The organism is Bacteroidota bacterium (genome assembly GCA_037133915.1).
Lineage (GTDB): Bacteria > Bacteroidota > Bacteroidia > Bacteroidales > CAIWKO01 > JBAXND01.
On the sequence record JBAXND010000006.1, the window covers coordinates 96,949 to 120,183 of the forward strand.

Below are 23,235 nucleotides of genomic sequence, written 5' to 3' on the forward strand. Positions count from 1 at the left end.
TTTGATGTTAAGAAAACAAAAAGCCCATGGTTGTCAAAGCCGTGGGCTTTTTTATGAAGACCACCACACAATACGATTGTACAACATGCGTTTTAATCCTGCTTCGGCATATGCTAATTTTATTACTTTTGTTTTGTAAACACCTCACAGATTGAACCCCTTAAAAAAACTTGCAGGGCAGACAGCCATTTACGGTACAAGCACTATTGTTGCACGTCTGCTCAATTACTTGTTGGTACCGCTGCACACCCGCATTTTTGCACCTGACAGCTATGGCGTTGTTGGCGAAATGTATGCATACGTATCACTCCTTATTGTGCTGCTGACCTATGGCATGGAAACAGCATTTTTCAGGTATTATAATAATGAGAATAATAAGGATCGGGTATATTCAAGCATTCTGACAAGCCTTTCGGTGAGCTCTGTGTTGTTCATTCTGTTTGCCTGGGCATTTGCACAACCCATTGCCGACCTCATACTTCATCCCAAACACAGCGAGTACGTTGTTTGGTTTGCCATGATTATTGCCTTCGATGCCTTATCAACCATACCTTTTGCAAAACTACGCGCCGAAAATAAAGCAAAACGGTTTGCCTATTTCAAGATACTGAACATCGGGATTAACGTAATACTGAATCTTTTTTATCTTCTGTTATGCCCTTATTTATTGAAACACGGAATACTTACACATGTAATTTCAGTTATCTATAATGAAAATACAGGCGTTGGCTATATTTTCATTGCAAACCTCATTGCAAGCGGCGCTACGCTGTTCTTCCTATTCCTGAGCGGGGGTAAATCTCATTTCAGTTTCGACTGGCCGCTGCTGAAAAAAATGTTGAAGTACGCTCTTCCTTTACTTATTTTCGGGCTCGCCGGAATTATTAATGAAACCATGGACAGGATATTTCTGAAATACCTGTCGCCACAAGATATTGCAATGGAACAAGTGGGTATATATACGGCGTGTTACAAGATTTCCATTCTGATGACCATTTTCATACAGGGATTTAAATATGCGGCAGAGCCATTTTTCTTTGCCAACGCCAAAGATTCCAACGCAAAACAGGTGTTTGCCGATGTAATGAAGTACTTTGTATTAGCCTGCTCGCTGATTTTTTTGGGCGTGATGATGTATATCGATGTTGTAAAATTCTTTGTTGGCGAAAAATATTATGTCGGACTGCCTGTTGTGCCGATACTGCTTATGGCGAACCTTTTTCTGGGAGTGTTTTACAATCTTTCAATATGGTACAAGCTCACCGATAAAACACGGTTTGGCGCCTATATTTCGCTGTTCGGAGCCATTATAACAATCATTCTTAATTTAACGCTTATTCCTGTTCTGGGCTTTATGGGTTCGGCATGGGCCACATTTATCTGCTATTTTTGTATGATGGTGGTTTCCTTTATTCTCGGGCAACGACACTATTACATCTATTACGATCTCAAAAGAATACTTACATTCCTGATACTATCTGCGGTGCTCTATGGAATCAGCGCATTGCTGGATATACAGTTATACTGGCTCAGACTAACCGTGAATTCTGTATTTTTCGTGACCTTTATCGTTGTTGTGTATTACATGGAACATGAGCTCATCTCAAAACTAAGTTTTAAAAAGATTTTCAGACGATGATTATAAAAATCGTGAACCGTTCGCATCACGCGCTGCCACATTATGAAACCGACCACAGCGCCGGTATGGATTTGCGGGCATATATAGAACGTCCGGTTATTCTTAAACCTCTGGCGCGCGCCATGATTCCGACAGGTATATATATACAGCTCCCTGAAGGGTATGAAGCACAGATTCGGCCGCGCAGCGGACTGGCTATTAAAGAAGGAATCACCGTGTTGAATACACCCGGCACCATTGATGCCGATTATCGCGGTGAAGTAAAAGTTATTCTGGTAAATCTGTCTGATAAAGAATTTGAAGTGAAAGACGGCGAACGCATTGCACAGATGGTAATCGCGCAACATGAAAAGGCCGAGTGGAATGCAGTTGACGAACTTGACGAATCTTCAAGAGGCGCCGGCGGATTTGGACATACCGGAACAAAATAGTGGTATTATTAAAAATCTTTCAATAATTCATTCCATGAAATTACTCCGAACGCTGAGATTAATTATCCTGAATATTGTTATTCTTATTCCGTGTTTTTCATTCGCAACGGTCCGCACGCTTCCGGGAATAGTTTCCGACACTCTTGACGTTCTGAACTATGATATTCGACTCGACATCGTCCATCTATCAACAAAAACAATTTCCGGTTATACCGATATTAAAGTAACACCACGAATCAACAATGTAAGCAAACTCAATTTTAAACTGCTCACAATGGTCATTGATTCCGTGCTGATTGACGGCGTTCCGACGGCAAATTTTATTTATAATGACACCAATCTTTCTGTATTTCCGGGAACGGCCATCAACATGGGCGATACCTTGATTATGAGAGTAAGGTATCACGGTCATCCGCAGGAGGACGGCAGTTGGGGCGGTTTTTATTTCACCAATGACAGCACTTACGCTTATAACATCGGTGTAGCGTTTACCTCCGACCCGCATTGTTTCGGTCGGGCATGGTTTCCGTGTATCGATGAGTTTGTTGACCGCGCCACCTATGATTGCCACATCCGCGTAAAAAATACAAACAAGGCCGTATGCGGCGGTACGCTTATTTCCGTAACCGACAACGGCGACGGAACCTCCACCTATTACTGGCGTTTGAATAACAATGTACCCAGCTATCTGGCTTCTGTAGCAGTTGCAGACCTTTCGTGCATAAGCGACACGTATAATGGAATCGCCGGCAACATTCCCATTAAACTTTACGTTCGACCCTACGATACTACTGATGCGAAGAACGGATTTATTAATCTTAAAAATGTGCTTGCCGTATTTGAGAACCGTTATGGGCCTTATCGTTGGGAACGTGTTGGATACGTGGGCGTACCCTTTTCGGCGGGTGCTATGGAACATGCAACAAACATCGCTTATCCGAACTCCGTACTCAACGGCTCGTTGGGATATGAATATCTGTATGCACATGAACTTTCACACAGCTGGTTTGGCGATTTGGTTACCTGCCGTACGGCCGGCGATATGTGGATTAACGAAGGCTGGGCAACATTCAGCGAATCGGTGTTTTTTGAAGGCATTTACGGAGCGGAAGTTTCCAAGACATACACGCGCGATAAACACAAAGATGTAGTACAGTTTTGCCATGTTGAAGATGCCGGATACAGGGCATTATACGGTATTCCACATGAATATACGTATGGAAAAACGGTGTACGACAAGGGTGCTGATGTGGTTCACACACTCCGTGGATATCTGGGTGATAATTTATTTTTTACAGCTGTAAAGGCTTGGATGAATGCTTATGCTTTTAAGCCTTGCTCTTCAACTGAACTTCGCGATTTTCTGAGTCTTCAGACAGGCGTTGACATGCACGACTTTTTTAATGCATGGGTGTTTAATGCAGGATTCCCGCATTTTTCAATTGATTCCTTCAATACAAATGGAAATAACACTACCGTGTTTGTGAGGCAGCGCTTGGACCATGCTCCGGCTTTCGCCAATTCAAATATTCTTGAGGTTACCTTCATGAAAAATAACTGGCAACAGTATACTGATACCATAAAATTCTCAGGACAATATGGTTCTAAAACCTTCAATGTGCCATTCACACCGGATTTTGTAATGATGGACAAAGAAGAAAAAATATCAGATGCAACAACCGATTGCTATCAGATTATTAAAAACACCGGAAACAAAGATTTTCCGACGACCTATTTTTCGTTAAATACAACTACCATTACCGATTCAGCCTTTGTGCGGGTGGAGCATAATTTTGTTGCCCCCGACCCATTTAAAACGCCCGACCCTACCATCAACCGCTTATCCGATTACCGTTACTGGAAAGTGGACGGCATTTTCCCTCAAGGCTTTCATGCAACAGCCCTTTTCAAATACAACAGAACAACCAGCACCTCGAGCGGATACCTGGATAATATACTGTTGCCGACGGCAGCCTCTGTTGATTCACTGGTGCTTCTTTATCGCAGAAATGTTGCCGATGACTGGAAGCGGGTTCATTTTACAAAACAAGGCGCATCAACTGCGGGCAATATTAAAATAGACACGTTGAAACCCGGTGAATATACCTTTGCTGTAGGTATTCCGCAGGCAAGCAGTGTGCCGCAATATGAAAAACAGGGTCGCGGAATGCTCGAAGTGTTCCCGAATCCGTCAAATAATTCATTTACTTTTTCGTTTAATCAGGAAGATGCTGCATACATACGGATTTATGATTCCTCATCACGCGAAGTGGACAATATTAAATTAAAACCCTTGCAGAAAAATATAAAATGGCGCCCCGGCAATGGTAACAATGGTGCGTATTTTGTTAAACTGATGAGCGAAGGGGGCAACGTGCTGGACGAAAAAACAATTATACTTTCCAACTAGACACGATAGAACAAAAATAATTTAAACAAAGAGTTCAACAGCATCCACAGAAGTACACAGAGAACTAAATGAAAACCAATTGTCGCATTCCTGTATTTTTTTGTCGCGGTGAGCATAATAAGGCCCCCGCCGGCGTTGCGACACACTATTACAGAACGTTCTTTTTATTTTTCTTTATAATGATGTTTCATCTTGTTTCGTTGGCACAAACACAATTTGTGTTAAAGCCCGAGAACAGCGATTGCCTGCATCCTATTGAAATAAAAGACAGTGTTTTTGGACCAACAACAGCGCCTTCAGGTTTTGGAACAGTGATGGAAATTAGCGGAAGCCCGAGTGGCCTGTATAATTTTGAGAAGGAACATAATACGGTATGGTACTGGTTTAGGGCAAAGGGAGATTGTTTGCTAACCCTTGATATTATTCCGCTCGAACTTAAAGACGATTACGATTTCATTCTGTTTAAAGCTGTAGGAAAAACCTTTTGCGATGATGTAAAAGAAAATAAGGTAAAGCCGGTACGCAGCTGTATTTCGCGCAACGATGTTTCATTAAAAAGCATGACCGGACTTTCATTAAATGCGCCCTCAGAATTTATACATTCGGGGCCGGGAGCATGTTATTCAAAAGCCCTTCCCGTGAAAAAAGGTGAAGTATATTATCTGGTTGTGGATAATGTCTATCCTAACGGAAAAGGGCATATCATTAAACTGCATTACTGCAATTGTAAGGCTCCGGCCGAAACTAAAAAAGTGGTGCCGGCAGAGAATCAGCAAGACAGGCCTAAGCCTGTACAAAACGCAGATGACCACAGTATTCTGAATATTACGGTTGTTGATAAAGAAAGTCAGACCGCAGTAAAATCCAACATCCGAATATTTGTCAAGAAACATACGCTGGGACCGCCCATCATCACGCTTGATAGTGTAAGCGGAGGAACGGCCACACTTGTATCCGTAACAACGTATTTAATTAAAATAAGCGCTTACGGATATTTCGATTATTCGACTGAAATAAAAACGCGTGCTATTGCTGACACGATTAATTTAAAAGTGGAACTTGATAAAATTACAGTCGGGCACAACATCATTTTTGATAATATCCTGTTTTCCGGAAACAGCGATAAAATTTTGCCCGAGTCCTATCCTTCGCTTGATAATCTGGTAAGTACGCTCAAAAAATATCCAAATCTTACCATTGAGATTGAAGGGCATGTGAACTGTCCGTCGTCGTACAGCGATTGCAATAAACTTGAAGACTGGAACCAGAAGCTTTCTGAAATGCGCGCCAAGGCTGTAAATGACTGGTTGACCGACGAAGGTATTCAGCAGGAGCGGATGACTCACAAAGGTTATGGCGCATCAAGAATGCTCTATCCTGATGCGCGCAGTGAAGACAAAATGAAGATGAATCGCCGCGTTGAAATAAAAGTAGTTTCGTTCTGAACTTAAACAGTTCTGTTATGTGTGGAAGATTCGGATTTTCGGTGCCAAAAAACCTCGTTGAGGAACGATTCGATATCAGCGTTGATGAACTGTATTTACCGCGTTATAACTGCGCCCCGACACAGTTTTTAGGTGTAATTTCAAATGCTGAACCCGGTATTTTAAGCTATTTTCGTTGGGGTTTGGTGCCCTTCTGGGCGAAGGATATTTCTATCGGAAATAAATTGATAAATACGCGTGCGGAAACCATCCTGGAAAAACCATCTTTTAAAAGTTCGTTCAAAAGAAGACGCTGCCTGGTGCCTGCTGATGGTTTTTATGAATGGAAAAAAGAGAAAATTAAAGTACCGCACCGCATCATGCTCCGCTCCGGGGAGCCGTTTGCAATGGCCGGCATTTGGGATAGCTGGATGGATGCAGCAGGAAATGAACTGCGCACTTTTTCCATTATCACCACAACGCCAAACGAGCTGATGACCGGTATTCACAACCGTATGCCCGTTATACTTGCACGCGAAGCAGAAAAAAAATGGCTAGAAGAGACAGACGAACGCGCATTGCTAGAGCTTCTGAAACCTTACCCTGCAGAGGAAATGAAAGCGTATAAAATATCTTCAGCGGTGAATTCTCCGGCACATGACAGCCCCGAGATTCTAAATAATTTTTAGCATCCCGCTAAAAATAATTTCACAGAACGATTACGGTGTGACTCTGTTGAATAAGCAAACAATTATCTTCTGTCATTTCATTTAGTGTTAAATATCTCTGTTTAGCGTGAATGATTTGTTTATTTTTTATATTTGAATCGAGAATAACAATTCAAAGAGAGAAATCTCTTTTCATATTCTCCATGAAATGTGTTATAAAAACTTCGCAATTCAAGAGTCTATGCGACAAAACAGACATTTATTCATAATATTGATACTATGCAGTATCTATCTTTCGAAACTTAATGCACAAACCACTGTCACTGCTTCCGGTGGTAACGCTGTTGGAAGTTCAGGAACGGTAAGCTATACTGTAGGTCAGGTGGTTTATACAACAGATACCTCAACAATAGGCTCGGTTGCAAAAGGTGTTCAACAGCCGTTCGAAATATCTATTATCACTGAAATGGAGACTTATACCGGAATCATGTTGCAATGTTCTGTATTTCCAAATCCTACGGCGGGCGAACTAACGTTGAAGGTTGAAAACTGTTTTCTTAAGTCCTTTTCGTACAAGCTATTTGATATTAGTGGGCATCTTCTTGCAAATAAAAAACTGACTACGAATGAAACTGTTATTTCTATGAACGATCTGACGCCAGGTTCCTATTTTCTAGATGTAATCGAGGATAAACTTGTAGTGAAAGCATTTAAAATAATTAAACGATAGTTGTCATGAGAAAAGTAACATTACTCTTGAGTGCCTTATTAATTATTGGAACGACTTGGGCCCAGAGCCCACAAAGGTTTAGCTATCAGGCCGTGGTTCGCAATAATTCGAATAACCTTGTTACCAATCATCTGGTGGGAATACGTGTCAGCATTTTGCAAGGGTCTATCAGCGGATCCTCAGTATATACTGAGACGCATTCTGCCACAACTAATGCAAACGGACTTGTGATGATAGAGATAGGAGGCGGTACAACAACTGATAATTTTTCGGCAATCAACTGGGCTGCAGGTCCATATTTTGTGAAAACCGAGACGGATCCATCGGGTGGAGTAGTGTATAATATTGTCGGTGTGAGCCAACTTTTATCTGTTCCTTATGCCCTTTATGCCTCAGCTTCCGGAACTCCCGGACCGACCGGACCGGCAGGATTGCAAGGAATTACGGGTATTACAGGGCCAACAGGACTTAAAGGTGCAACTGGTGCAACTGGTTCTGTCGGTTTGCAAGGTGTTACCGGACCGACCGGACCTCTAGTAATTGGAACTACCGGCCAAACATTACGTTATAATGGAACAAGCTGGATTGCAAACAGCGCTATTTATAATGACGGAGCGAAAGTTGGAATAGGCACAACTGCTCCGGGCTTCAGGTTGGATGTACAGGATACTACCACAGGTATTTCGTCTCAAATATATGGTCATACGCCCGGTCAGCATGCTATCCGCGGCTTGAATAACGGCTCTGTGAATGGTACAGGTATCAACCTTACCGGTAGTTTCGCCGGAGTACTTGGGCATACGGTTTTTGGATATCCATACCATTATGGTTTAATGGGAACACGCTGGGATGATAATTATGGTAACAGCGCGGGAGTTATCGGGCTGGTAAAATTCAATGATGGCACAAAACCATGGGGCGCACTTGGCTTCCAGGATAATAACCTTTTGGAATGGGGCGGTTATTTCAATGGTAAAGTATACAGTAACGATACCATTAAAGCCGCAGGGTTTAAGTACAACACTCCAAAAGTTTGTTATTATTCTGTACCAACAAATGCATTCCTGCCGGCAGCATCCGCAAATGGTTATGTTAATAGTCTTACCTTCACAGAGGCATACATTACCGGCACCGCCGTCGGATGGATTACTGCGCCGGTATACCTGCCTCACGGAGCAGTTGTAACTGCAGTAAAATTTTATTACTTTGATGCTTCAGCATCGGATCTGACGATGGAATTAAGGTCGTACGTCATGAATGGCAACGGATTCACTACTATTACAACGGCAAGTTCTTCAGGCAACCCCGGTTTTTCAACTAGTACTGTAATTCCGAGTACACCGGTAATTATAGATAACAGCAATGGAAAGGCATATTACTTATGCGCCTACGCAACACCACATTGGGATTCTGGTTATATTTATATTACAGGAGCAACTATTACCTATACTGTTTCAGAAACAGAATAAGAGTAAAATAAATAATCAATTATCCAATTACATTGAGTAGGTAAGCGCCGAACAGAATCATAAAAATCAGACCTGTGATGAAGGTCGCTGTTTGCAGCAGCAGTGCTGTATAAGGAAGAATGAAACGGCGTTGCTCTATGGGCTTTCTGCAGCTGCAGAAAATGCCCGCGGTACCTGATACCAGTGACAGCAGTATGCTTATTGCCAAAAATATCCAGCCCCATGCCAGCTTATTGGATGTGCAGATACACAGTTTTGCCAACTCATCGCGCAAAAACGCAGCAGCAATCAAAGTGCTGGTAATCATAAGTGCAGACACAACGAACAAAACCAGCGTCATACGCACATATAACTGGAGCTGCACCGGATAAGGCGGCCTTCCTTGCACAGCGGAATCTGTTTGGCAGGATGAAGTACTCATAATGGAAGTTATTAACGCCTCGAGTGATGGCGCTGTAATAAAATAAAAATCAGATTCGCTTATTCGCAGGTGAGCGTAACACCGTGCCTTTTGGCTTCTGCTTCCTTGCTTGCTTTCCAAATGTCGAGATCAGCTTTTTTGCCACACTCTTCCGGGAAGGGAACAAGTATCGTGTCACCCATAAATTGATATTTATACTGGCAGTTATAGCATTTCTTGCATGATGATGCGCCAATAACAGAGATTGCGGCTATGGCGATGATTAGTAATGTTCTTTTCATCTAAAAATAATTTTATGATTTTCCATTACAAACCTAAGTTTTTTAATTGAAACAGCCAAAGGTTTTTGCGATTTATTAAGACAGTAAAAGGCTGCAGCCCCTCAGGTCGCTGTTGTCGAAACGGCCGGCAATTTCAAAGCTGCCGTCATCATGAACTGTTCCAGTATCCTGCACTGAAAGGAAACTGCAGCTGTAAATATTTGCTAAATCAATGATATTGATGCCGCCCCTTTCACCGGCATTCAGCAGCGTAAACGGATCGGCGGCATCGCGTGTCAGTACTTTCATCCAGGGCGGGACATTAAAAATACCATTGCCTTTAGACCATGCTTGTGAGAGCAGTTCGGACATGCTGTATTCCGAGTAAATTTTTGAAACACCAAAGCCTGCGCAAAGTCGTTCGTGCAACTGTTCTCTTATAAGTTCTTCTCGGCGGCCTTTCATACCGCCTGTTTCAACAACAATCAACTCAGGAGCACGAACCGGAAATTTCTCAGCCATATCAAGTAATGCATACGATAAACCGATAAGCATTACCTTCTTTTTTTGTTCCGACAATTCGTTGATTTTTTGCTCCAATACCGCTTCATTTCCGAGAAATATGCCACTTTCCTCATTTTCACTTATGCTGATGAGCATATCTGTCATGTAGGCAAGCGATGATTCAGGCCGTGTTTTTACATCAGGGACAAGACCGAGAATAGTATAATCCCGAATTTCGCCAAAGAAAATTTTAAAGCAAGCAGCAATACTTTTCTGATATAGTATTTCATCGAAAACATAATGACTACTCTGAATTTGCCCGGTGGTACCGCTGCTTTTAAAGATACGCGCCGGTGTTCCTGCCGATGAAACTACGGCTTGTGATTTGAATAATTCTACCGGCAGAAACGGAATTTCCGAATAGTGTTTCACCGCGTCCGGAGCAATATTTATCAAGCCGGCATAGCGCCTGTAAACTTCGTTGTTCTGGAACTGAAACCTGAATACATCCAATGCTGTCTCATTAAAATCCTGATCAGTGATAATTTCAAAGATTTGCTTCTTAAGGATATCGGGATGAAACGCTGATGATTCGAACAATTTTTTATACCTTTATATCGTTATAAACGGGATTCGCGTAATAATAAATTCTCATTGACAGATGCAACTCAGACGGTTCATATTACTTATTGTTTTTCTGTATTTTTCTGCAGCGATGTTCATTGCCTGCAAGAAAAAGGAAACATACCCTATCGAGCCGCACATTGAATTCATGAGTTTTACAAAGGTACAAAACAGCACCGGTATTGACGACAAAGGTAAGCTGAAAATATCGTTTACCGATGGCGACGGAGATGTTGGTCTGAGACCTGAAGATACCATTGCTCCCTATGATACCTCGAGCCGGTATCATTACAATTTTTTTATCACTTATTATGAAAAACAAAAAGGCGTTTATAAAGAAGTGCATCTTCCCGTATCCAACAATTCCCGTATTCCCGACCTTACTCCTTCAGGCGACGATAAATCACTGAATGGCGAAATAGAAATTGAGCTTTTCATCAACAACCCGTTCTCACAATACGACACCATACGGTTTGATGCTGCCATTGCCGACAGAGCGTTACACGAAAGCAATATTATTACCACGCCTGATATTATTGTAAAAAAACATTGATAAGTCGGTGCTATTGAGATTCGGCCGTAAGTTTCAGATAGGCATTTTGAGCAGCACTTTGTTCGGCCTCTTTAATTGAAAAGCCTTGCCCTGAGCCAAGGCTTACCCCGTCGATGCGGGCTTCAATAACGTATTGTTTTGAATATCCTTTTCCTTTTTCCTGGGCAATAAAAAATTCAAGTTGTGTTTTTTCTTTTTGAGCCAATTCAAGAAGTTTGCTTTTATAATTTACTTCCCGCGCTTCCAGCTCTTCAATATCAATATAGTATTTGATGATGCGGTTCAGAATGACTTTACGGGTTATATCGTATCCGCGATCGAGGTAAATAGCGCCAATAAAGGCTTCGAACGCATCTCCATTCATGGAACGATACACATTGTTTCCGTCGTTTTCAACCACAATCAGTTTGTCAAGTCCCATTTTTTGTGAAAGCTTATTGAGATGGGCCCGGCTTACAAATTTTGAGCGCATTTGAGTTAAAAAGCCTTCGTCTTTGGTTGGATATCTTCTGAACAAGAAGTCTGCCATGACGGAACCGAGTACGGCATCGCCCAGAAACTCGAGCCGTTCATTCGAATTACGGACCCCTTTTACTACTTCCTGTGCAACCGATTTATGACGGAATGCCAGCTTATACAAATGCAGATTCGCCGGGCGAAAGCCTGTAATGGTTTTTACCTTTTGAATCAGTTCTTTATCGAGCTTGGAATGTAATGTTATCGTAGAATGACAGGTTAGATCGTTATTTTACGAACTTTTTGAAAACAATGGATGCGTTATGACCACCAAAGCCGAAAGTATTGCTGAGGGCCGCTCTCACCGTACGTTCCTGTGCTTTACCAAAGGTAAAATTCAGATTGTTGTCAATCTCAGGATCGTCTGTAAAATGATTGATGGTGGGAGGAACAATATCATGCACAACCGACAGTATGGCTGCAATAGCTTCAACAGCACCTGCGGCGCCAAGCAAATGACCCGTCATAGATTTGGTGGAGCTGATATTGAGTTTGTATGCGTGTTCGCCGAAGCAGGAAATAATTGCTTTAGGCTCGGCTATATCACCCTGTGGCGTTGATGTTCCGTGGGCATTGATATAATCAATATCTTCGGGTTTCATTCCGGCATCTTCGAGTGTTGCAAGCATAACTCTTTTTGCGCCTTCACCCTCGGGATGGGGAGATGTAATATGATGAGCATCAGCAGAAAGTCCGCCTCCGGCAACCTCACAGTATATTTTGGCTCCGCGGGCAAGTGCATGCTCTAATTCTTCAAAGATTACAGCGCCACTTCCTTCACCCAGTACAAAACCATCGCGGTCTTTATCAAAGGGTCTTGAAGCAGTAGTGGGATCGTCGTTGCGAACTGAAAGTGCGTGCATGGCATTGAAGCCACCCATACCCTCAACCGTTACGGCCGCTTCCGAACCTCCGGTAACAAACATATCGGCTTTCCCTAAACGGATATACATCAGGGCGTCAATCAGCGCGTTTGAAGAAGATGCACAGGCTGCAACTGTTGTAAAGTTCGGTCCGCGAAGTCCAAATCTTATAGATATCTGACCCGAACAAATATCGGCAATCATCTTTGGAATGAAGAATGGATTGAACCTGGGTGTTCCATCACCTTTTGCAAAGCCCATTACTTCTTCATGAAATGTTTCCAAACCACCAATACCTGAACCCCAGATTACGCCGAAGCGATCCAGGTTCATTGTTGTGAGGTCGATACCACAATCCTTAATGGCTTCTTCAGAAGAAGCCAATCCATACTGTGTGAACAAGTCAACTTTACGGGCTTCCTTGCGGTCAAAGTATTTTAAAGGATCGTAATTCTTTACTTCACAGGCGAACTGGGTTTTAAATTTTGAACAGTCAAAATGCGTAATCCCTGCGGCTCCGCTTTTCCCATTCAAAAGAGATTCCCAATATTCAGCCGTGGTATTGCCTATAGGTGTAAGTGCACCAAGACCGGTAACTACAACGCGCTTCAACGTCATCTAAGGTATGATTTCTTACTTGGCGGTATTGCTCTCAATATAATTTATCGCGTCTCCAACAGTGCTGATTTTTTCAGCTTCTTCATCTGGGATGGCAATATTGAATTCTTTTTCGAACTCCATAATCAACTCAACAGTGTCAAGAGAATCTGCGCCAAGGTCATTAGTAAAACTTGCTTCGGGGGTAACTTCTTTTTCATCTACACCAAGCTTATCAACTATGATAGCTTTTACTCTTGTTGAAATGTCTGACATGTTTTTTAAGATTTTTGTTAAACAAGGGTGCAAAGAAAGTTATTTCTCATTACATAACCAACCTTTTTAAAACTGCTTTTTGTTTTTTGATGTATAATTATTTGATTTGTAATTATATCCGACAATTTTATCCTTTCTGTTTTTAACAAATTTTAAGAAACCGGAGCGCTTATTCAATGCTTGTACAGGCAATTTGAATGAATAAAAATTATTTATTGAATAACCCTGAAAAACGCAATTACTCCTATCATTTGAATTGACTTATTAACACAAATATCTGTATAATTAATAAAATATTTTTATCGTGGTTAAAATAGGTTTGTTATTTTTGTATATTACCACATTAACAAAAAAACATGACAGGAATAATAAAGCATGTAAGGCGTTGTATATTAGCATTTTTATTCGTTTTTAGCAGTCTTAGCTATGGACAGCAAAACGTTGGAATTGGCACCAATATGCCAGATCAGTCGTCTATACTCGACCTGTCCGCCCAGGACAAGGGGATACTCATCCCTCGTCTGAGTACGGTTCAGAAACTTGCAATAACCGCACCGGCCACAGGTCTGTTTGTTTATGATACAGACGCAAACCAATTTTCATATTTTGATGGCGTTGTATGGCGTTGGGCTATCGGTCCCATGGGGCCGACAGGTCCTGCGGGAATTGCCGGTATTGACGGACCTACAGGCGCTCAGGGCATCCCGGGTGTTGCCGGTATTGACGGACCTACAGGTCCACAAGGCGTGCAGGGTATTCAAGGTGTACCGGGAATTCAGGGACCTACAGGTCCTTCGGGAATACAAGGTGTGCAGGGTATTCAGGGTATTCAGGGAGTTACCGGCCCCAGCGGTCCGCAAGGAATACAAGGTGTACAAGGTATACAGGGTCTTCAGGGCGATCCCGGACCGACCGGTCCGCAAGGCGTACAAGGCATTCAGGGTATTCAAGGGTTTCAGGGAGTCGCCGGACCCACAGGGGCTGCCGGAACGAATGGAGTAACCGGACCAACCGGACCTTTAGGATGCGCACAGACTAATTATATAGTAAAATCAAACGGAACAAATGCCACCTGTACCCTGGCTCCAATTTTTGATAACGGAAGTGTTGGAATCGGAAATACAAACCCCTTAGCAAAACTTCACGTAACAGGCGGCACCTTCCTTGTTTCAGGAAACGTAGGAAATACGCCGGCGGCGAGTTCAAGTACCCGTATGATGTTTATCCCTTCAAAAGGCGCTTTCAGGGCGGGTGATGTATCCTCAAACGTTTGGGATGCTGCTGAAATCGGAAATTATTCAGTTGGTATTGGTCAGGAAACCTGGGCCTCCGGAACCGGATCAGTGGCGTTGGGCTATTTTAGCAAGGCGCGTGGCAACTATTCTACCGCTTCGGGCTTTAATGCTCAGGCAACATCCGATGGCGCTACGGCTTTCGGATATTTGTCCATGGCAACCGGCTATATTTCATTCGCCACAGGAGAAGAAACACGTGCCGCCGGGTGGTGGAGTACTGCGATGGGATATAAGAGTAAAGCGACCAAAAACACGGCTGTTGCTATTGGAAATAATTGCATTGCCGACGGTTTATCGGCTATTGCAATTGGCGATTCTGCTATTGCAGATTCAACCTATTCGGTGGCTATTGGCCGCAAGGTGGTTGCAAACCGCGAATATGCCGTTGCACTTGGAAGCGGAGTGCTTGCATCAGGCTATATTTCCACTGCGACAGGTTATTCCACTACCGCAAGCGGTAATCAGTCATTTGCAATGAATGACCACACAACAGCCAGCGGATATGCTTCTGTTGCTATGAATCAACAAACAAATGCCACCAATGACCGCACGGTTGCAATGGGTAATTCCACTACGGCAAGCGGCATCAATGCTGTATCAATGGGACAGGTCAGTGTGGCATCGGCCGATAATAGTGTTGCCATGGGTTATTATACGAATGCGAATGTGTTTTCCGCACTGACCATTGGAAAATATAACAGCTCTTCAGGTAGTGCAACATTGTGGAATTCTTCAGAACCGCTTTTTATCGCAGGCAACGGCACATCAGGAAGTCCGTCTAATGCTGCCGTGATTTATAAGAATGGAAATATGTGGATAGCCGGCAGTCTGACTCAATTCTCTGATACTACACTCAAAGAAAAAATACTTCCTATCAAAGGCGTTCTGGAGAAACTGAATGCTATTCAGCCGATTTATTTTGAATTTAAAGATAAGGAGTCGCATCCGGCAGGAACTCAGATTGGTTTTGCAGCTCAGGAAGTTGAAAAACAATTTCCTGAACTTACCAGTAAAGACGAGCATGGACAGCTAGGTGTAAACTATAGCGGCTTTACTGCAGTTTTGCTCCAGGCTATCAAAGAGCTGAAGTCGGAGAATGATGCTCTTAAAAACCGGGTTGACGCTCTTGAAAAGAAACTCAAGTAGCAGTTCACTGATACCTATATTTATTAAAAGAGGCTGTTATTAAAATGACAGCCTCTTTTTTATTGGGGTCCGTACCAAAATTCTTGCATAAAAAATATTAATTCCAGCACACTTCAGGTAAACACCTTCCTCGGACAAAACATGAATTATTTCAGTTCTCGGGCTGATGTATATCAATCGGTTATTGCACACATCCAAAGCAACAATCCTAACTTTGCATTGTCATCATCACCAAGTTTTTAGAGTGTTGTAAACGACGATAATTTTTCATAAAATCAATTATTAATAAGAACAGGAACCATGAATTTTTACGAAAAGGTTAAAGGTATTGAACAGTGCTACACAGAAGCCAAAGAACAGATAAAAGGTCCGGCTGATTTCAAGGCGATATTGCAAAAATTCGATTTTAACTCAGACGATATGACAGACCATCTGCTCTATCCGGAAGACCTGCCTTACGGTCGAAAATGTGCATACCGTTCCTCAAATTTCGAGGTCATTGTTATGAACTGGAAACCCGGAAAGAGCAGCAATATACATGATCACGGTGATTCATTCGGATGTGTATATTCCGTTTCAGGTAAGGCAGATAATGTATTGTATAATCCGAATCTGGAACAGGTCGGAATTATTCCGCTGGTCAACCATACCATAGCAGAAGTGCCTCAGGGTATTTATCACGCTATTGAAAACAACAGCGAAACCTTTGCCGTTTCATTACACTTTTATGTTCCGCCTATGAACGGAATGAAGGTGATTGATAAAGAGGACAAGACTAAAAGCTATATTGTAAAAAATGAATGCGGAGCATGGAATCCTGACAAGGGCGACCTGCTTACGTCATAGAATTTCTGCAAATTTCTTTGCGGAAACAGACTGATGAAGTCCTTATTTTTAACCGATTAAAACAATCAGAGTATGAAAGCAAAAAATATTTTAGAGACCATTGGAAATACGCCTCACGTGCGGATTAACCGTTTGTTCCCCGGTACTCATGAAGTATGGGCAAAAATAGAAAAAACGAATCCTGGATCGAGTATTAAAGATCGCATCGCACTGGCAATGATTGAAGATGCCGAGCAGCGTGGATTACTGAAAAGTGATAGTGTGATTATTGAGCCTACATCGGGCAATACAGGCGTTGGACTGGCGCTGGTATGCGCTGTGAAAGGTTACCGCCTTATTCTTGTAATGCCCGAGTCAATGTCAATTGAGCGCAGACGCCTGATGAAAGTTTATGGTGCAGAATTCGAACTCACGCCGCGTGAAAAAGGCATGAAAGGAGCTATCGAAAAAGCGAACGAACTTGCAGCAACCACAACCGGTTCATGGATTCCTCAGCAATTTAATAATCCGGCCAATATCGACATCCACAAAAGAACTACAGCAGCAGAGATACTGGCAGATTTCCCCGACGGGCTGGATTACCTGATAACAGGTGTTGGCACCGGGGGGCATATCACGGCTTGTGCCGAAGTACTGAAAGAAAAATTTTCCGGGCTGAAGGTTTTTGCCGTCGAGCCTGAGCTCTCGCCCGTCATCAGCGGTGGAGCACCCGGACCGCATCCGATACAGGGCATTGGCGCCGGATTCATTCCCGGCAACCTTCATGCCGCCATTCTTGATGGCGTAATACAGGTCAGCAAAGATGAGGCGTTTGATTACGCGCGCAGAGCCGCCAGGGAAGAAGGCCTGTTTGTTGGAATATCCTCGGGCGCTTCGCTGGCTGCGGTCGCAAAAAAACTTCCTGAAATTCCTGCAGGCAGCAGAATACTTACGTTCTCGTACGATACAGGCGAACGCTACCTTTCTACCGAAGGGCTGTTCGAATAACTGTCTTTGTCAGAACATCAATCAGGAAAGATTCAATTGACTCTTTCCTTTTTTTTGTCTTACTACTAACGTCTGAGTAATAAAAATGATCAAATAATTTCGACGGAAAACAGACAATAAATCCGGCGTGTTCTATCCTAATCCTTCACACAACGCACAGAAAAACCACAAAACTCATAGGGCCAACTCCTTTGTACACCTGTGTAACCGTAGAACAAAGTCCGTTCCCAAGCACAGTTTGTAACGTACTCAGTAGAACTCCACCATTTGCCGCACCAACCAACCTCGGCGAAATTGCTGCCACGCCAACCACCCGGAAGGGCCGTGAAGCCACTGCTGTTATCAGCGCCGGTATTAGGACTGTGCCAATGTGTCGTGCCCGCTTCTTTCATTTTGCCACCTGCAGTAAGCGAGTCACCCCAATAGATTATCAGCGTTGTCCATTCAGCATCAGTGGGGACATGCCAACCCACTGGGGCAATGTTGCGGCTGTCGGTGGCTGCATACCAGGTATATAATCTGCCATAAACGGCAACATTGCTTTCATTACCATCATAAGCCCATTGATATTTCGGAGTGATTTCACCACTTATATCTAATGTTGCCGGTGTAGTTGTGCCTATTTTATCACCATTTCTGTATCTGGTTGTTTTCAGGTTTTCTACCATCCACTCCTGCGTTCCAATAGTTACCGTATGATAAACATTGCCATCAATGTCAGTTACGGTGCTGCCCTCGCCATGTTGTGTTGAAAATGATATAGGGATGCCATAGTATGTGCCGGAGCTTATAGTGGCATACGCCATCACCGTGTAAGGAGTATTTGGCGTTAAGCCCGTTATCGCACTTGTAAAGTTGCCTATACCGGTACCATCTGTTGTTTTGCTGTTGGCAATTGTAGGAATTGCATAACCTGTGCACCAACACACGCCTCGTGCTGTAACTGCCGAGCCACTATCAGAAGTAATATTACCACCACAGGAGGCGGTGGTTTGTGTAATAAGGGTTACAGCGGAGGTTGTCAAAAATGGAAAATGCAATGTTGGTGTTGGAGCAGGTTTTGGCGTTGGTTTGCTGTCTTTTGATGCTTTTTTACAACCGTATGCAAGCATTATCACTAATCCGATTGCTAACAACGGAAACAGAAAAATTTTGAATTTTGTTTTCATTGTTATGGAATTAACGGATAAGTGCCGACTGAATACTCAGGGTACAATTGCAAATTTCCCTTTGTAAATATATTGATTTTTTCAATAATCAATAAAGCGATCATCCTTTTTGGTCTTACTACTAACGTCTGAATACTAAATACTTTGTTAGTGTCCGTCAGCCGACGGAGAACCAGTGACCATTCCCGAAAATAAAAAAGACCGCATCAAGCGGTCATCTTTTTTTGTCTTACTACTAACGACTGAATACTAAATACTTTGTTACTGTCCGTCAGCCGACGGAGAACCAGTGGCCCTCCCGACTTGAAGTCGGGATGCTCTGAACCAATATTCAGGAGCCTTGGCCTATTAATTTTTCTATCATTTTCCTGCTTTTCCAACTCTTGATTTTTCGCTCAAATTCCAGTGCAGCAAATTTTCCATCAAAGTCCTTTTTCCAAAGAAGTTTCCAATCACCTGAATGTCCTGTAAATCCGGCATGGTCGGTATTGTGGCGCTTGATTCGGCCATCAACATCAGAGGTACTGCCGACATAATACCGGTCTCTGTTTTTCGAAAATAGGATATACACTGTATACATAAACAAAAAGGGCTTCAGAAAATTCTGAAACCCTTGCTTTTTGTTGGTGGGAGTTACTGGATTCGAACCAGTGACCCTCTGCTTGTAAGGCAGATGCTCTGAACCAGCTGAGCTAAACTCCCTTTATTCAATATTCTCCGCCGGTGACCCTCCCGACATAAAGTCGGGATGCTCTGAACCAGCTGAGCTAAACTCCCTTTATTCAATATTCTCTGCCGGTGACCCTCCCGACATAAAGTCGGGATGCTCTGAACCAGCTGAGCTAAACTCTTTTTTGTGTAAGAACATCCCCGTAAGGGAGTGCAAATATATATCAATTCTTAAAACCTGCAAACAAACTGTAGATTTTTTTACGCATTAACTTCTTTTGCGTCCTTCTTTTCCGGAAAAATTAATGAAAGTATTATGCTTACTAACAGTATCCCCAATACAATGTAGAGCGACGATGCCGTTGTGAAACCTATTTCCTTAAGCCAGTGATTAAATAACAGCTTCAAGCCGATAAATGTGAGCAATACCGATAATCCGTGCTTCAGAAAACGGAACATGCTCATTACGTTCAATACCAGGAAAAACAACGAACGCAATCCCATAATCGCAAATACGTTGCTGAAGAACACTATATACGGGTCTTCGGTAACCGAAAATATGGCAGGAACCGAATCGGTGGCGAAAATGACATCCGAAAATTCAATTACCAGCAACACCAGAAACAATGGTGTAAATAAGAATTTCTTCTTTTTATTCCTTATCCAGAAACGGTTTCCGACATAACGCGGGTAAAGCGGCAGGAATTTCGATGCAAAACGAACCGCAGGATGCCTGGAAACATCTATTTTCTTGTCTTCCTTGTTGCGCGTGATGAACATTTTTACGCCGGTAAATACCAGAAATAAACCGAACAGATAGAGGAACCATTCAAAACGCTGTATGATGACCGAACTGCCGAAAATGAACAGGAACCGCATGATCAGTGCGCCGATGATGCCCCAGAACAAGACCCATTTGTAATACATTTTCTTTACGTTGAAGGCAAAGAATATTAAAATCATCACAAAGAGATTGTCGACCGAAAGCGATTTCTCAATTAAATAACCGGTGATATATTCCAGCGCAAGATTTTTGTTATATAAGGTAACCGCCTGTATGTCCGTAATCCCTTCAGGAAGCACGAAAGGATGATGATACTTAATAATCTGTTCCTTGACCTGAGTGAGTGTGGTAACGCCGTGAATGTATTCCCCAAACCAGAGTATCACAAAATAAAAAGCCACCGAAAGCAGTATCCAGAATGCCGACCATATAAGGGCTTCGCGAAATTTTATCTCATGATTTTTCCGGCTGAAAACGCCCAGGTCGATAAACAACAAGGTGAGGATAAATACAATGAATAACCCGAATGTCAGTCCTTCACTAATGTTCATAGACATTTATTGATTGCTGCAAAGATATTCATTTTTAGGTTGCTGATTGTTCTGCTTTTCCGCTAAGTATAAGGCAAAAAAACAGCAGGCAGCACGGGTCAGGGCGACCAGAATTGCCTGCTTTATGAGTACACTAGTGAGCTTCGGTTATCAGCCGTTCACTAATTGTTTGTATTGATCTGCTGTAAGAAGAACGGCTGTTTCAGCCGGATCTGATAATTTAATTTTTATAACCCAACCGTCGCCGTAAGGATCTTTATTTAACGTTTCGGGATTGGATTCAAGCAACGGATTTGCCTCTGTTACTTCACCCGAAACAGGCATAAACATATCTGAAACCGTTTTAACAGCCTCAATGGTGCCGAATGTTTCGCCAATAGCAACCGTTTCGCCAACAGTGTTTACTTCCACAAAAACGATATCACCCAATTCGCCCTGAGCAAAATCAGTGATGCCGATATATGCTTCGTTTCCTTCAACCCTAAGCCATTCGTGGTCTTTGGTGTACAATAAATTATCAAGAATCGTCATATGCTATAAATTTTCACCAAAAATACATTTTTTTTTAACTCCAAACTCAGGAAGTGTTTATGAACGAGAAAAGATATTGCGGTGCCGCAAATTCATTTAATAAAGCTTCACTGCGTTCAATTTAAATAATATTCCGGTCATAGCGCCACAACTTTCGGTGCCGACTAACCCAAGTCCTTTTTTGTAGTAATGTTTGTCTATGATACTAATGCCATCATACACCGACACCTCCAGCAAATCGGAGTACGAACAGGTCGATGTTGAATATGTGGCGGCAAGATTTGTAACTTTTAGCAGATGCGTAAAATACATCCACGACTGATTGAGCTCCGGCGATGCCGGTAAATACAGAAACTCTCCGGAAGATGAGTTTAAATCGAGAGCATACAGATTATGTGATTTCGGGTCTTCGCGCAGGTATAGATCTCCGAGCTGCATTAGCCCTGTGGAGTCTCTGATAACCCAATAGGTTTTTGAATTCTCCACGGTTGAATTTATTACAGTAAGTTTTGGCTCCAAGTTCAGACTCTCTATGGTATATTTCCACTGATTATGCACCGCCAGGGGCAACCACGATTTGCCGCCATTTCCTTCACAGATGGTATCTTTCGTGGCATCACCATCCTTTCCCGAATCGGATTTTTTGCAGCTGTTTATTACAATGCAGAGCACAATGCATTGTACAATAATGAGGATGTTCTTTTTCATGCTGATTATTTTTTTATTGAACGCTAATTGCTGTCGTGAGTAAATTGTACTGCTGTTTAATAAACGCGTAAACAAACCTGTATTCTTATGTTATTTCGGCTTTACCTGTTAATGCTCTGTTATAATAACGAAGTAAAGTTATAAAAAAATTGACTCCGTCGGGCAAAAATACCCGGAGAACGATGTTTTTCAATTAATAATTACCAATTGGCAATTCTTACCAACGATAGCCTCATCGGGAATAACCGATAATGTGGGTTTTGCCATGGTATTTGTTTTATTGAATGGTTGCAAAAGTGCCCTGGCCGCTATTTGCTCTTGTAGCCAATCTGCCTTCTTGGTGCTTCGGGCGGATCAAGCAGTTGTTTCAGCACTTCGAATATCATCTGCACATCCTTGTTGTTTTGATTTACCTGTTTTTCAAGTTTCTCAAGTTTGAGTAAGATGTCTTTGTGAGTTAGAAGCATTTCTTTCATTCGGGTGAACACGCGGATAATCCGGATGTTTACTTCAATGGCCATTTTACTGTTCAGAATACACGAGAGCATGGTTACACCCTGCTCGGTGAAACAAAAAGGAGCATGACGCAAACCCATCACATCTGAATTGGAGGTCACAAATTGTGACCTCCAATTTCGGAATTCGGTTGGATTCATTGAAGAATTGGAAATGACCATGTGATAATTGAAAATGACCAAGGCATAATTGAGAATGACCAAGCCAGAATTATAAGTGTCCGGATGATAATTGAGAATGACCAGGGCTTAATTGGAAATGACCATGCAATAATTGAGAATGGCCGAGGTATAATTGGAAATGACCATGGAATAATTGATAATTACAGAGGCATAATTGGAAATAGTGAATAAAATTACATAAATGATAAAGCGAGGTTTTCAAATGATAAGCTGAGTTTATATAATAACTGATAATATTTTATAATTAATTGTTATGTATTGATTATTAGTGCAATTGAAAATATTTTTTTTGTTAATTTGTTGCATTTTGGGAAAATATAAATTATTTTTGTTGATTAGATTAACAAAAAAAACAAATACTATGGCTTCAGTTTATGAAACCGGTCATGCAATTAATATTGCAAACTTTAAGTGGAAAAAACGCTCTAAATATCCAGTGTGCGCCGGTTCAAATTGACCACCTCGC

General features: G+C 42.3%; 23 protein-coding genes and 1 tRNA gene. 11 read left to right on the forward strand and 13 right to left on the reverse strand.

The window, feature by feature from the left end:
* Positions 1–151 precede the first annotated feature (151 nt).
* The 7 genes from WCM76_03695 (at position 152) to WCM76_03725 (ending at position 8,771) form a co-directional block, all read left to right on the forward strand.
* The gene (locus tag WCM76_03695) at positions 152–1,639 is read left to right on the forward strand and encodes an oligosaccharide flippase family protein (protein MEI6764719.1); all 1,488 of its coding nucleotides are present in this window, start codon (positions 152–154) and stop codon (positions 1,637–1,639) included.
* Positions 1,636–2,070 (forward strand): dUTP diphosphatase, encoded by a 435-nt coding sequence (gene dut / locus WCM76_03700; protein MEI6764720.1) that lies wholly within the window; start codon positions 1,636–1,638, stop codon positions 2,068–2,070. The genes WCM76_03695 and dut overlap by 4 nt, the downstream gene beginning before the upstream one ends.
* A 34-nt stretch (positions 2,071–2,104) precedes the next feature.
* Positions 2,105–4,480: a M1 family aminopeptidase gene (locus WCM76_03705; GenBank protein ID MEI6764721.1), complete on the forward strand. Its 2,376-nt coding sequence runs from the start codon at positions 2,105–2,107 to the stop codon at positions 4,478–4,480.
* Positions 4,481–4,659: 179 nt separating this feature from the next.
* Entirely contained in the window at positions 4,660–5,925 is a 1,266-nt protein-coding gene (locus WCM76_03710; protein MEI6764722.1) for an OmpA family protein, read from the forward strand.
* A 17-nt stretch (positions 5,926–5,942) separates the two neighbouring features.
* The gene (locus WCM76_03715; protein ID MEI6764723.1) at positions 5,943–6,593 is read left to right on the forward strand and encodes an SOS response-associated peptidase; all 651 of its coding nucleotides are present in this window, start codon (positions 5,943–5,945) and stop codon (positions 6,591–6,593) included.
* A 220-nt stretch (positions 6,594–6,813) separates the two neighbouring features.
* Complete coding sequence (locus tag WCM76_03720) at positions 6,814–7,302, forward strand: T9SS type A sorting domain-containing protein (protein MEI6764724.1); 489 nt, start codon at positions 6,814–6,816, stop codon at positions 7,300–7,302.
* Between the two features lie 5 nt (positions 7,303–7,307).
* Positions 7,308–8,771 carry a collagen-like protein gene (locus tag WCM76_03725; protein MEI6764725.1) on the forward strand — a complete coding sequence of 488 codons (1,464 nt, stop codon included), beginning with the start codon at positions 7,308–7,310 and terminating at the stop codon, positions 8,769–8,771.
* 19 nt (positions 8,772–8,790) lie between these two features.
* On the opposite strand, the gene WCM76_03730 is transcribed toward WCM76_03725, so the two are convergent.
* From WCM76_03730 to WCM76_03740, 3 genes are all read right to left on the reverse strand, one after another.
* A complete protein-coding gene (locus WCM76_03730; GenBank protein ID MEI6764726.1) occupies positions 8,791–9,192 on the reverse strand; it encodes a hypothetical protein in 402 nt (133 codons plus the stop codon).
* Positions 9,193–9,251: 59 nt separating this feature from the next.
* The gene (locus tag WCM76_03735) at positions 9,252–9,473 is read right to left on the reverse strand and encodes a hypothetical protein (protein ID MEI6764727.1); all 222 of its coding nucleotides are present in this window, start codon (positions 9,471–9,473) and stop codon (positions 9,252–9,254) included.
* A gap of 75 nt (positions 9,474–9,548) precedes the next feature.
* Positions 9,549–10,556: an acyl transferase gene (locus tag WCM76_03740; GenBank protein ID MEI6764728.1), complete on the reverse strand. Its 1,008-nt coding sequence runs from the start codon at positions 10,554–10,556 to the stop codon at positions 9,549–9,551.
* A 61-nt stretch (positions 10,557–10,617) separates the two neighbouring features.
* Here WCM76_03740 and WCM76_03745 point away from each other — a divergent pair, with 61 nt between their 5' ends.
* Positions 10,618–11,133 carry a hypothetical protein gene (locus WCM76_03745; protein MEI6764729.1) on the forward strand — a complete coding sequence of 172 codons (516 nt, stop codon included), beginning with the start codon at positions 10,618–10,620 and terminating at the stop codon, positions 11,131–11,133.
* Between the two features lie 10 nt (positions 11,134–11,143).
* Here WCM76_03745 and rnc read toward each other — a convergent pair whose 3' ends face one another.
* Genes rnc through WCM76_03760 form a run of 3 tightly spaced genes read right to left on the reverse strand, consistent with a single transcriptional unit; the run spans position 11,144 to position 13,385 of the window.
* The gene (rnc, locus tag WCM76_03750; GenBank protein ID MEI6764730.1) at positions 11,144–11,854 is read right to left on the reverse strand and encodes a ribonuclease III; all 711 of its coding nucleotides are present in this window, start codon (positions 11,852–11,854) and stop codon (positions 11,144–11,146) included.
* Positions 11,855–11,876: 22 nt separating this feature from the next.
* Positions 11,877–13,130, reverse strand: coding sequence for a beta-ketoacyl-ACP synthase II (fabF, locus tag WCM76_03755; protein ID MEI6764731.1), 1,254 nt, complete (start codon positions 13,128–13,130; stop codon positions 11,877–11,879).
* A gap of 15 nt (positions 13,131–13,145) precedes the next feature.
* Entirely contained in the window at positions 13,146–13,385 is a 240-nt protein-coding gene (locus WCM76_03760) for an acyl carrier protein (GenBank protein MEI6764732.1), read from the reverse strand.
* A gap of 356 nt (positions 13,386–13,741) precedes the next feature.
* Between WCM76_03760 and WCM76_03765 the strand changes: the two genes are divergently transcribed.
* From WCM76_03765 to cysK, 3 genes are all read left to right on the forward strand, one after another.
* Positions 13,742–15,826, forward strand: coding sequence for a tail fiber domain-containing protein (locus WCM76_03765; protein ID MEI6764733.1), 2,085 nt, complete (start codon positions 13,742–13,744; stop codon positions 15,824–15,826).
* Between the two features lie 300 nt (positions 15,827–16,126).
* Positions 16,127–16,672, forward strand: a complete 546-nt coding sequence (locus WCM76_03770) for a cysteine dioxygenase family protein (protein MEI6764734.1) — start codon at positions 16,127–16,129, stop codon at positions 16,670–16,672.
* Positions 16,673–16,744: 72 nt separating this feature from the next.
* A complete protein-coding gene (cysK, locus tag WCM76_03775; GenBank protein ID MEI6764735.1) occupies positions 16,745–17,659 on the forward strand; it encodes a cysteine synthase A in 915 nt (304 codons plus the stop codon).
* A gap of 137 nt (positions 17,660–17,796) precedes the next feature.
* On the opposite strand, the gene WCM76_03780 is transcribed toward cysK, so the two are convergent.
* The 7 genes from WCM76_03780 to WCM76_03810 form a co-directional block, all read right to left on the reverse strand.
* Positions 17,797–18,828, reverse strand: a complete 1,032-nt coding sequence (locus tag WCM76_03780; GenBank protein MEI6764736.1) for a fibrobacter succinogenes major paralogous domain-containing protein — start codon at positions 18,826–18,828, stop codon at positions 17,797–17,799.
* 360 nt (positions 18,829–19,188) lie between these two features.
* Positions 19,189–19,362 (reverse strand): hypothetical protein, encoded by a 174-nt coding sequence (locus WCM76_03785; protein ID MEI6764737.1) that lies wholly within the window; start codon positions 19,360–19,362, stop codon positions 19,189–19,191.
* 90 nt (positions 19,363–19,452) lie between these two features.
* A tRNA-Val gene (locus WCM76_03790) sits at positions 19,453–19,530 on the reverse strand.
* 228 nt (positions 19,531–19,758) lie between these two features.
* Positions 19,759–20,832 (reverse strand): TerC/Alx family metal homeostasis membrane protein, encoded by a 1,074-nt coding sequence (locus WCM76_03795; GenBank protein MEI6764738.1) that lies wholly within the window; start codon positions 20,830–20,832, stop codon positions 19,759–19,761.
* 150 nt (positions 20,833–20,982) lie between these two features.
* Positions 20,983–21,363 carry a glycine cleavage system protein GcvH gene (gene gcvH, locus WCM76_03800; GenBank protein ID MEI6764739.1) on the reverse strand — a complete coding sequence of 127 codons (381 nt, stop codon included), beginning with the start codon at positions 21,361–21,363 and terminating at the stop codon, positions 20,983–20,985.
* A 96-nt stretch (positions 21,364–21,459) separates the two neighbouring features.
* The gene (locus tag WCM76_03805) at positions 21,460–22,071 is read right to left on the reverse strand and encodes a hypothetical protein (GenBank protein ID MEI6764740.1); all 612 of its coding nucleotides are present in this window, start codon (positions 22,069–22,071) and stop codon (positions 21,460–21,462) included.
* A gap of 308 nt (positions 22,072–22,379) precedes the next feature.
* The gene (locus WCM76_03810; protein MEI6764741.1) at positions 22,380–22,748 is read right to left on the reverse strand and encodes an ORF6N domain-containing protein; all 369 of its coding nucleotides are present in this window, start codon (positions 22,746–22,748) and stop codon (positions 22,380–22,382) included.
* Positions 22,749–23,235 lie beyond the last annotated feature (487 nt).

Coding starts and splice junctions, on each gene's coding strand:
- dut (MEI6764720.1), top strand. CDS start 1,636: ATGATTATAAAAATCGTGAACCGTTCGCATCACGCGCTGCCACATTAT.
- WCM76_03705 (MEI6764721.1), top strand. CDS start 2,105: ATGAAATTACTCCGAACGCTGAGATTAATTATCCTGAATATTGTTATT.
- WCM76_03710 (MEI6764722.1), top strand. CDS start 4,660: ATGATGTTTCATCTTGTTTCGTTGGCACAAACACAATTTGTGTTAAAG.
- WCM76_03715 (MEI6764723.1), top strand. CDS start 5,943: ATGTGTGGAAGATTCGGATTTTCGGTGCCAAAAAACCTCGTTGAGGAA.
- WCM76_03720 (MEI6764724.1), top strand. CDS start 6,814: ATGCGACAAAACAGACATTTATTCATAATATTGATACTATGCAGTATC.
- WCM76_03725 (MEI6764725.1), top strand. CDS start 7,308: ATGAGAAAAGTAACATTACTCTTGAGTGCCTTATTAATTATTGGAACG.
- WCM76_03730 (MEI6764726.1), bottom strand. CDS start 9,192: ATGAGTACTTCATCCTGCCAAACAGATTCCGCTGTGCAAGGAAGGCCG.
- WCM76_03735 (MEI6764727.1), bottom strand. CDS start 9,473: ATGAAAAGAACATTACTAATCATCGCCATAGCCGCAATCTCTGTTATT.
- WCM76_03745 (MEI6764729.1), top strand. CDS start 10,618: ATGCAACTCAGACGGTTCATATTACTTATTGTTTTTCTGTATTTTTCT.
- fabF (MEI6764731.1), bottom strand. CDS start 13,130: ATGACGTTGAAGCGCGTTGTAGTTACCGGTCTTGGTGCACTTACACCT.
- WCM76_03760 (MEI6764732.1), bottom strand. CDS start 13,385: ATGTCAGACATTTCAACAAGAGTAAAAGCTATCATAGTTGATAAGCTT.
- WCM76_03765 (MEI6764733.1), top strand. CDS start 13,742: ATGACAGGAATAATAAAGCATGTAAGGCGTTGTATATTAGCATTTTTA.
- WCM76_03770 (MEI6764734.1), top strand. CDS start 16,127: ATGAATTTTTACGAAAAGGTTAAAGGTATTGAACAGTGCTACACAGAA.
- cysK (MEI6764735.1), top strand. CDS start 16,745: ATGAAAGCAAAAAATATTTTAGAGACCATTGGAAATACGCCTCACGTG.
- WCM76_03780 (MEI6764736.1), bottom strand. CDS start 18,828: ATGAAAACAAAATTCAAAATTTTTCTGTTTCCGTTGTTAGCAATCGGA.
- WCM76_03785 (MEI6764737.1), bottom strand. CDS start 19,362: ATGTCGGCAGTACCTCTGATGTTGATGGCCGAATCAAGCGCCACAATA.
- WCM76_03795 (MEI6764738.1), bottom strand. CDS start 20,832: ATGAACATTAGTGAAGGACTGACATTCGGGTTATTCATTGTATTTATC.
- gcvH (MEI6764739.1), bottom strand. CDS start 21,363: ATGACGATTCTTGATAATTTATTGTACACCAAAGACCACGAATGGCTT.
- WCM76_03805 (MEI6764740.1), bottom strand. CDS start 22,071: ATGAAAAAGAACATCCTCATTATTGTACAATGCATTGTGCTCTGCATT.
- WCM76_03810 (MEI6764741.1), bottom strand. CDS start 22,748: ATGGTCATTTCCAATTCTTCAATGAATCCAACCGAATTCCGAAATTGG.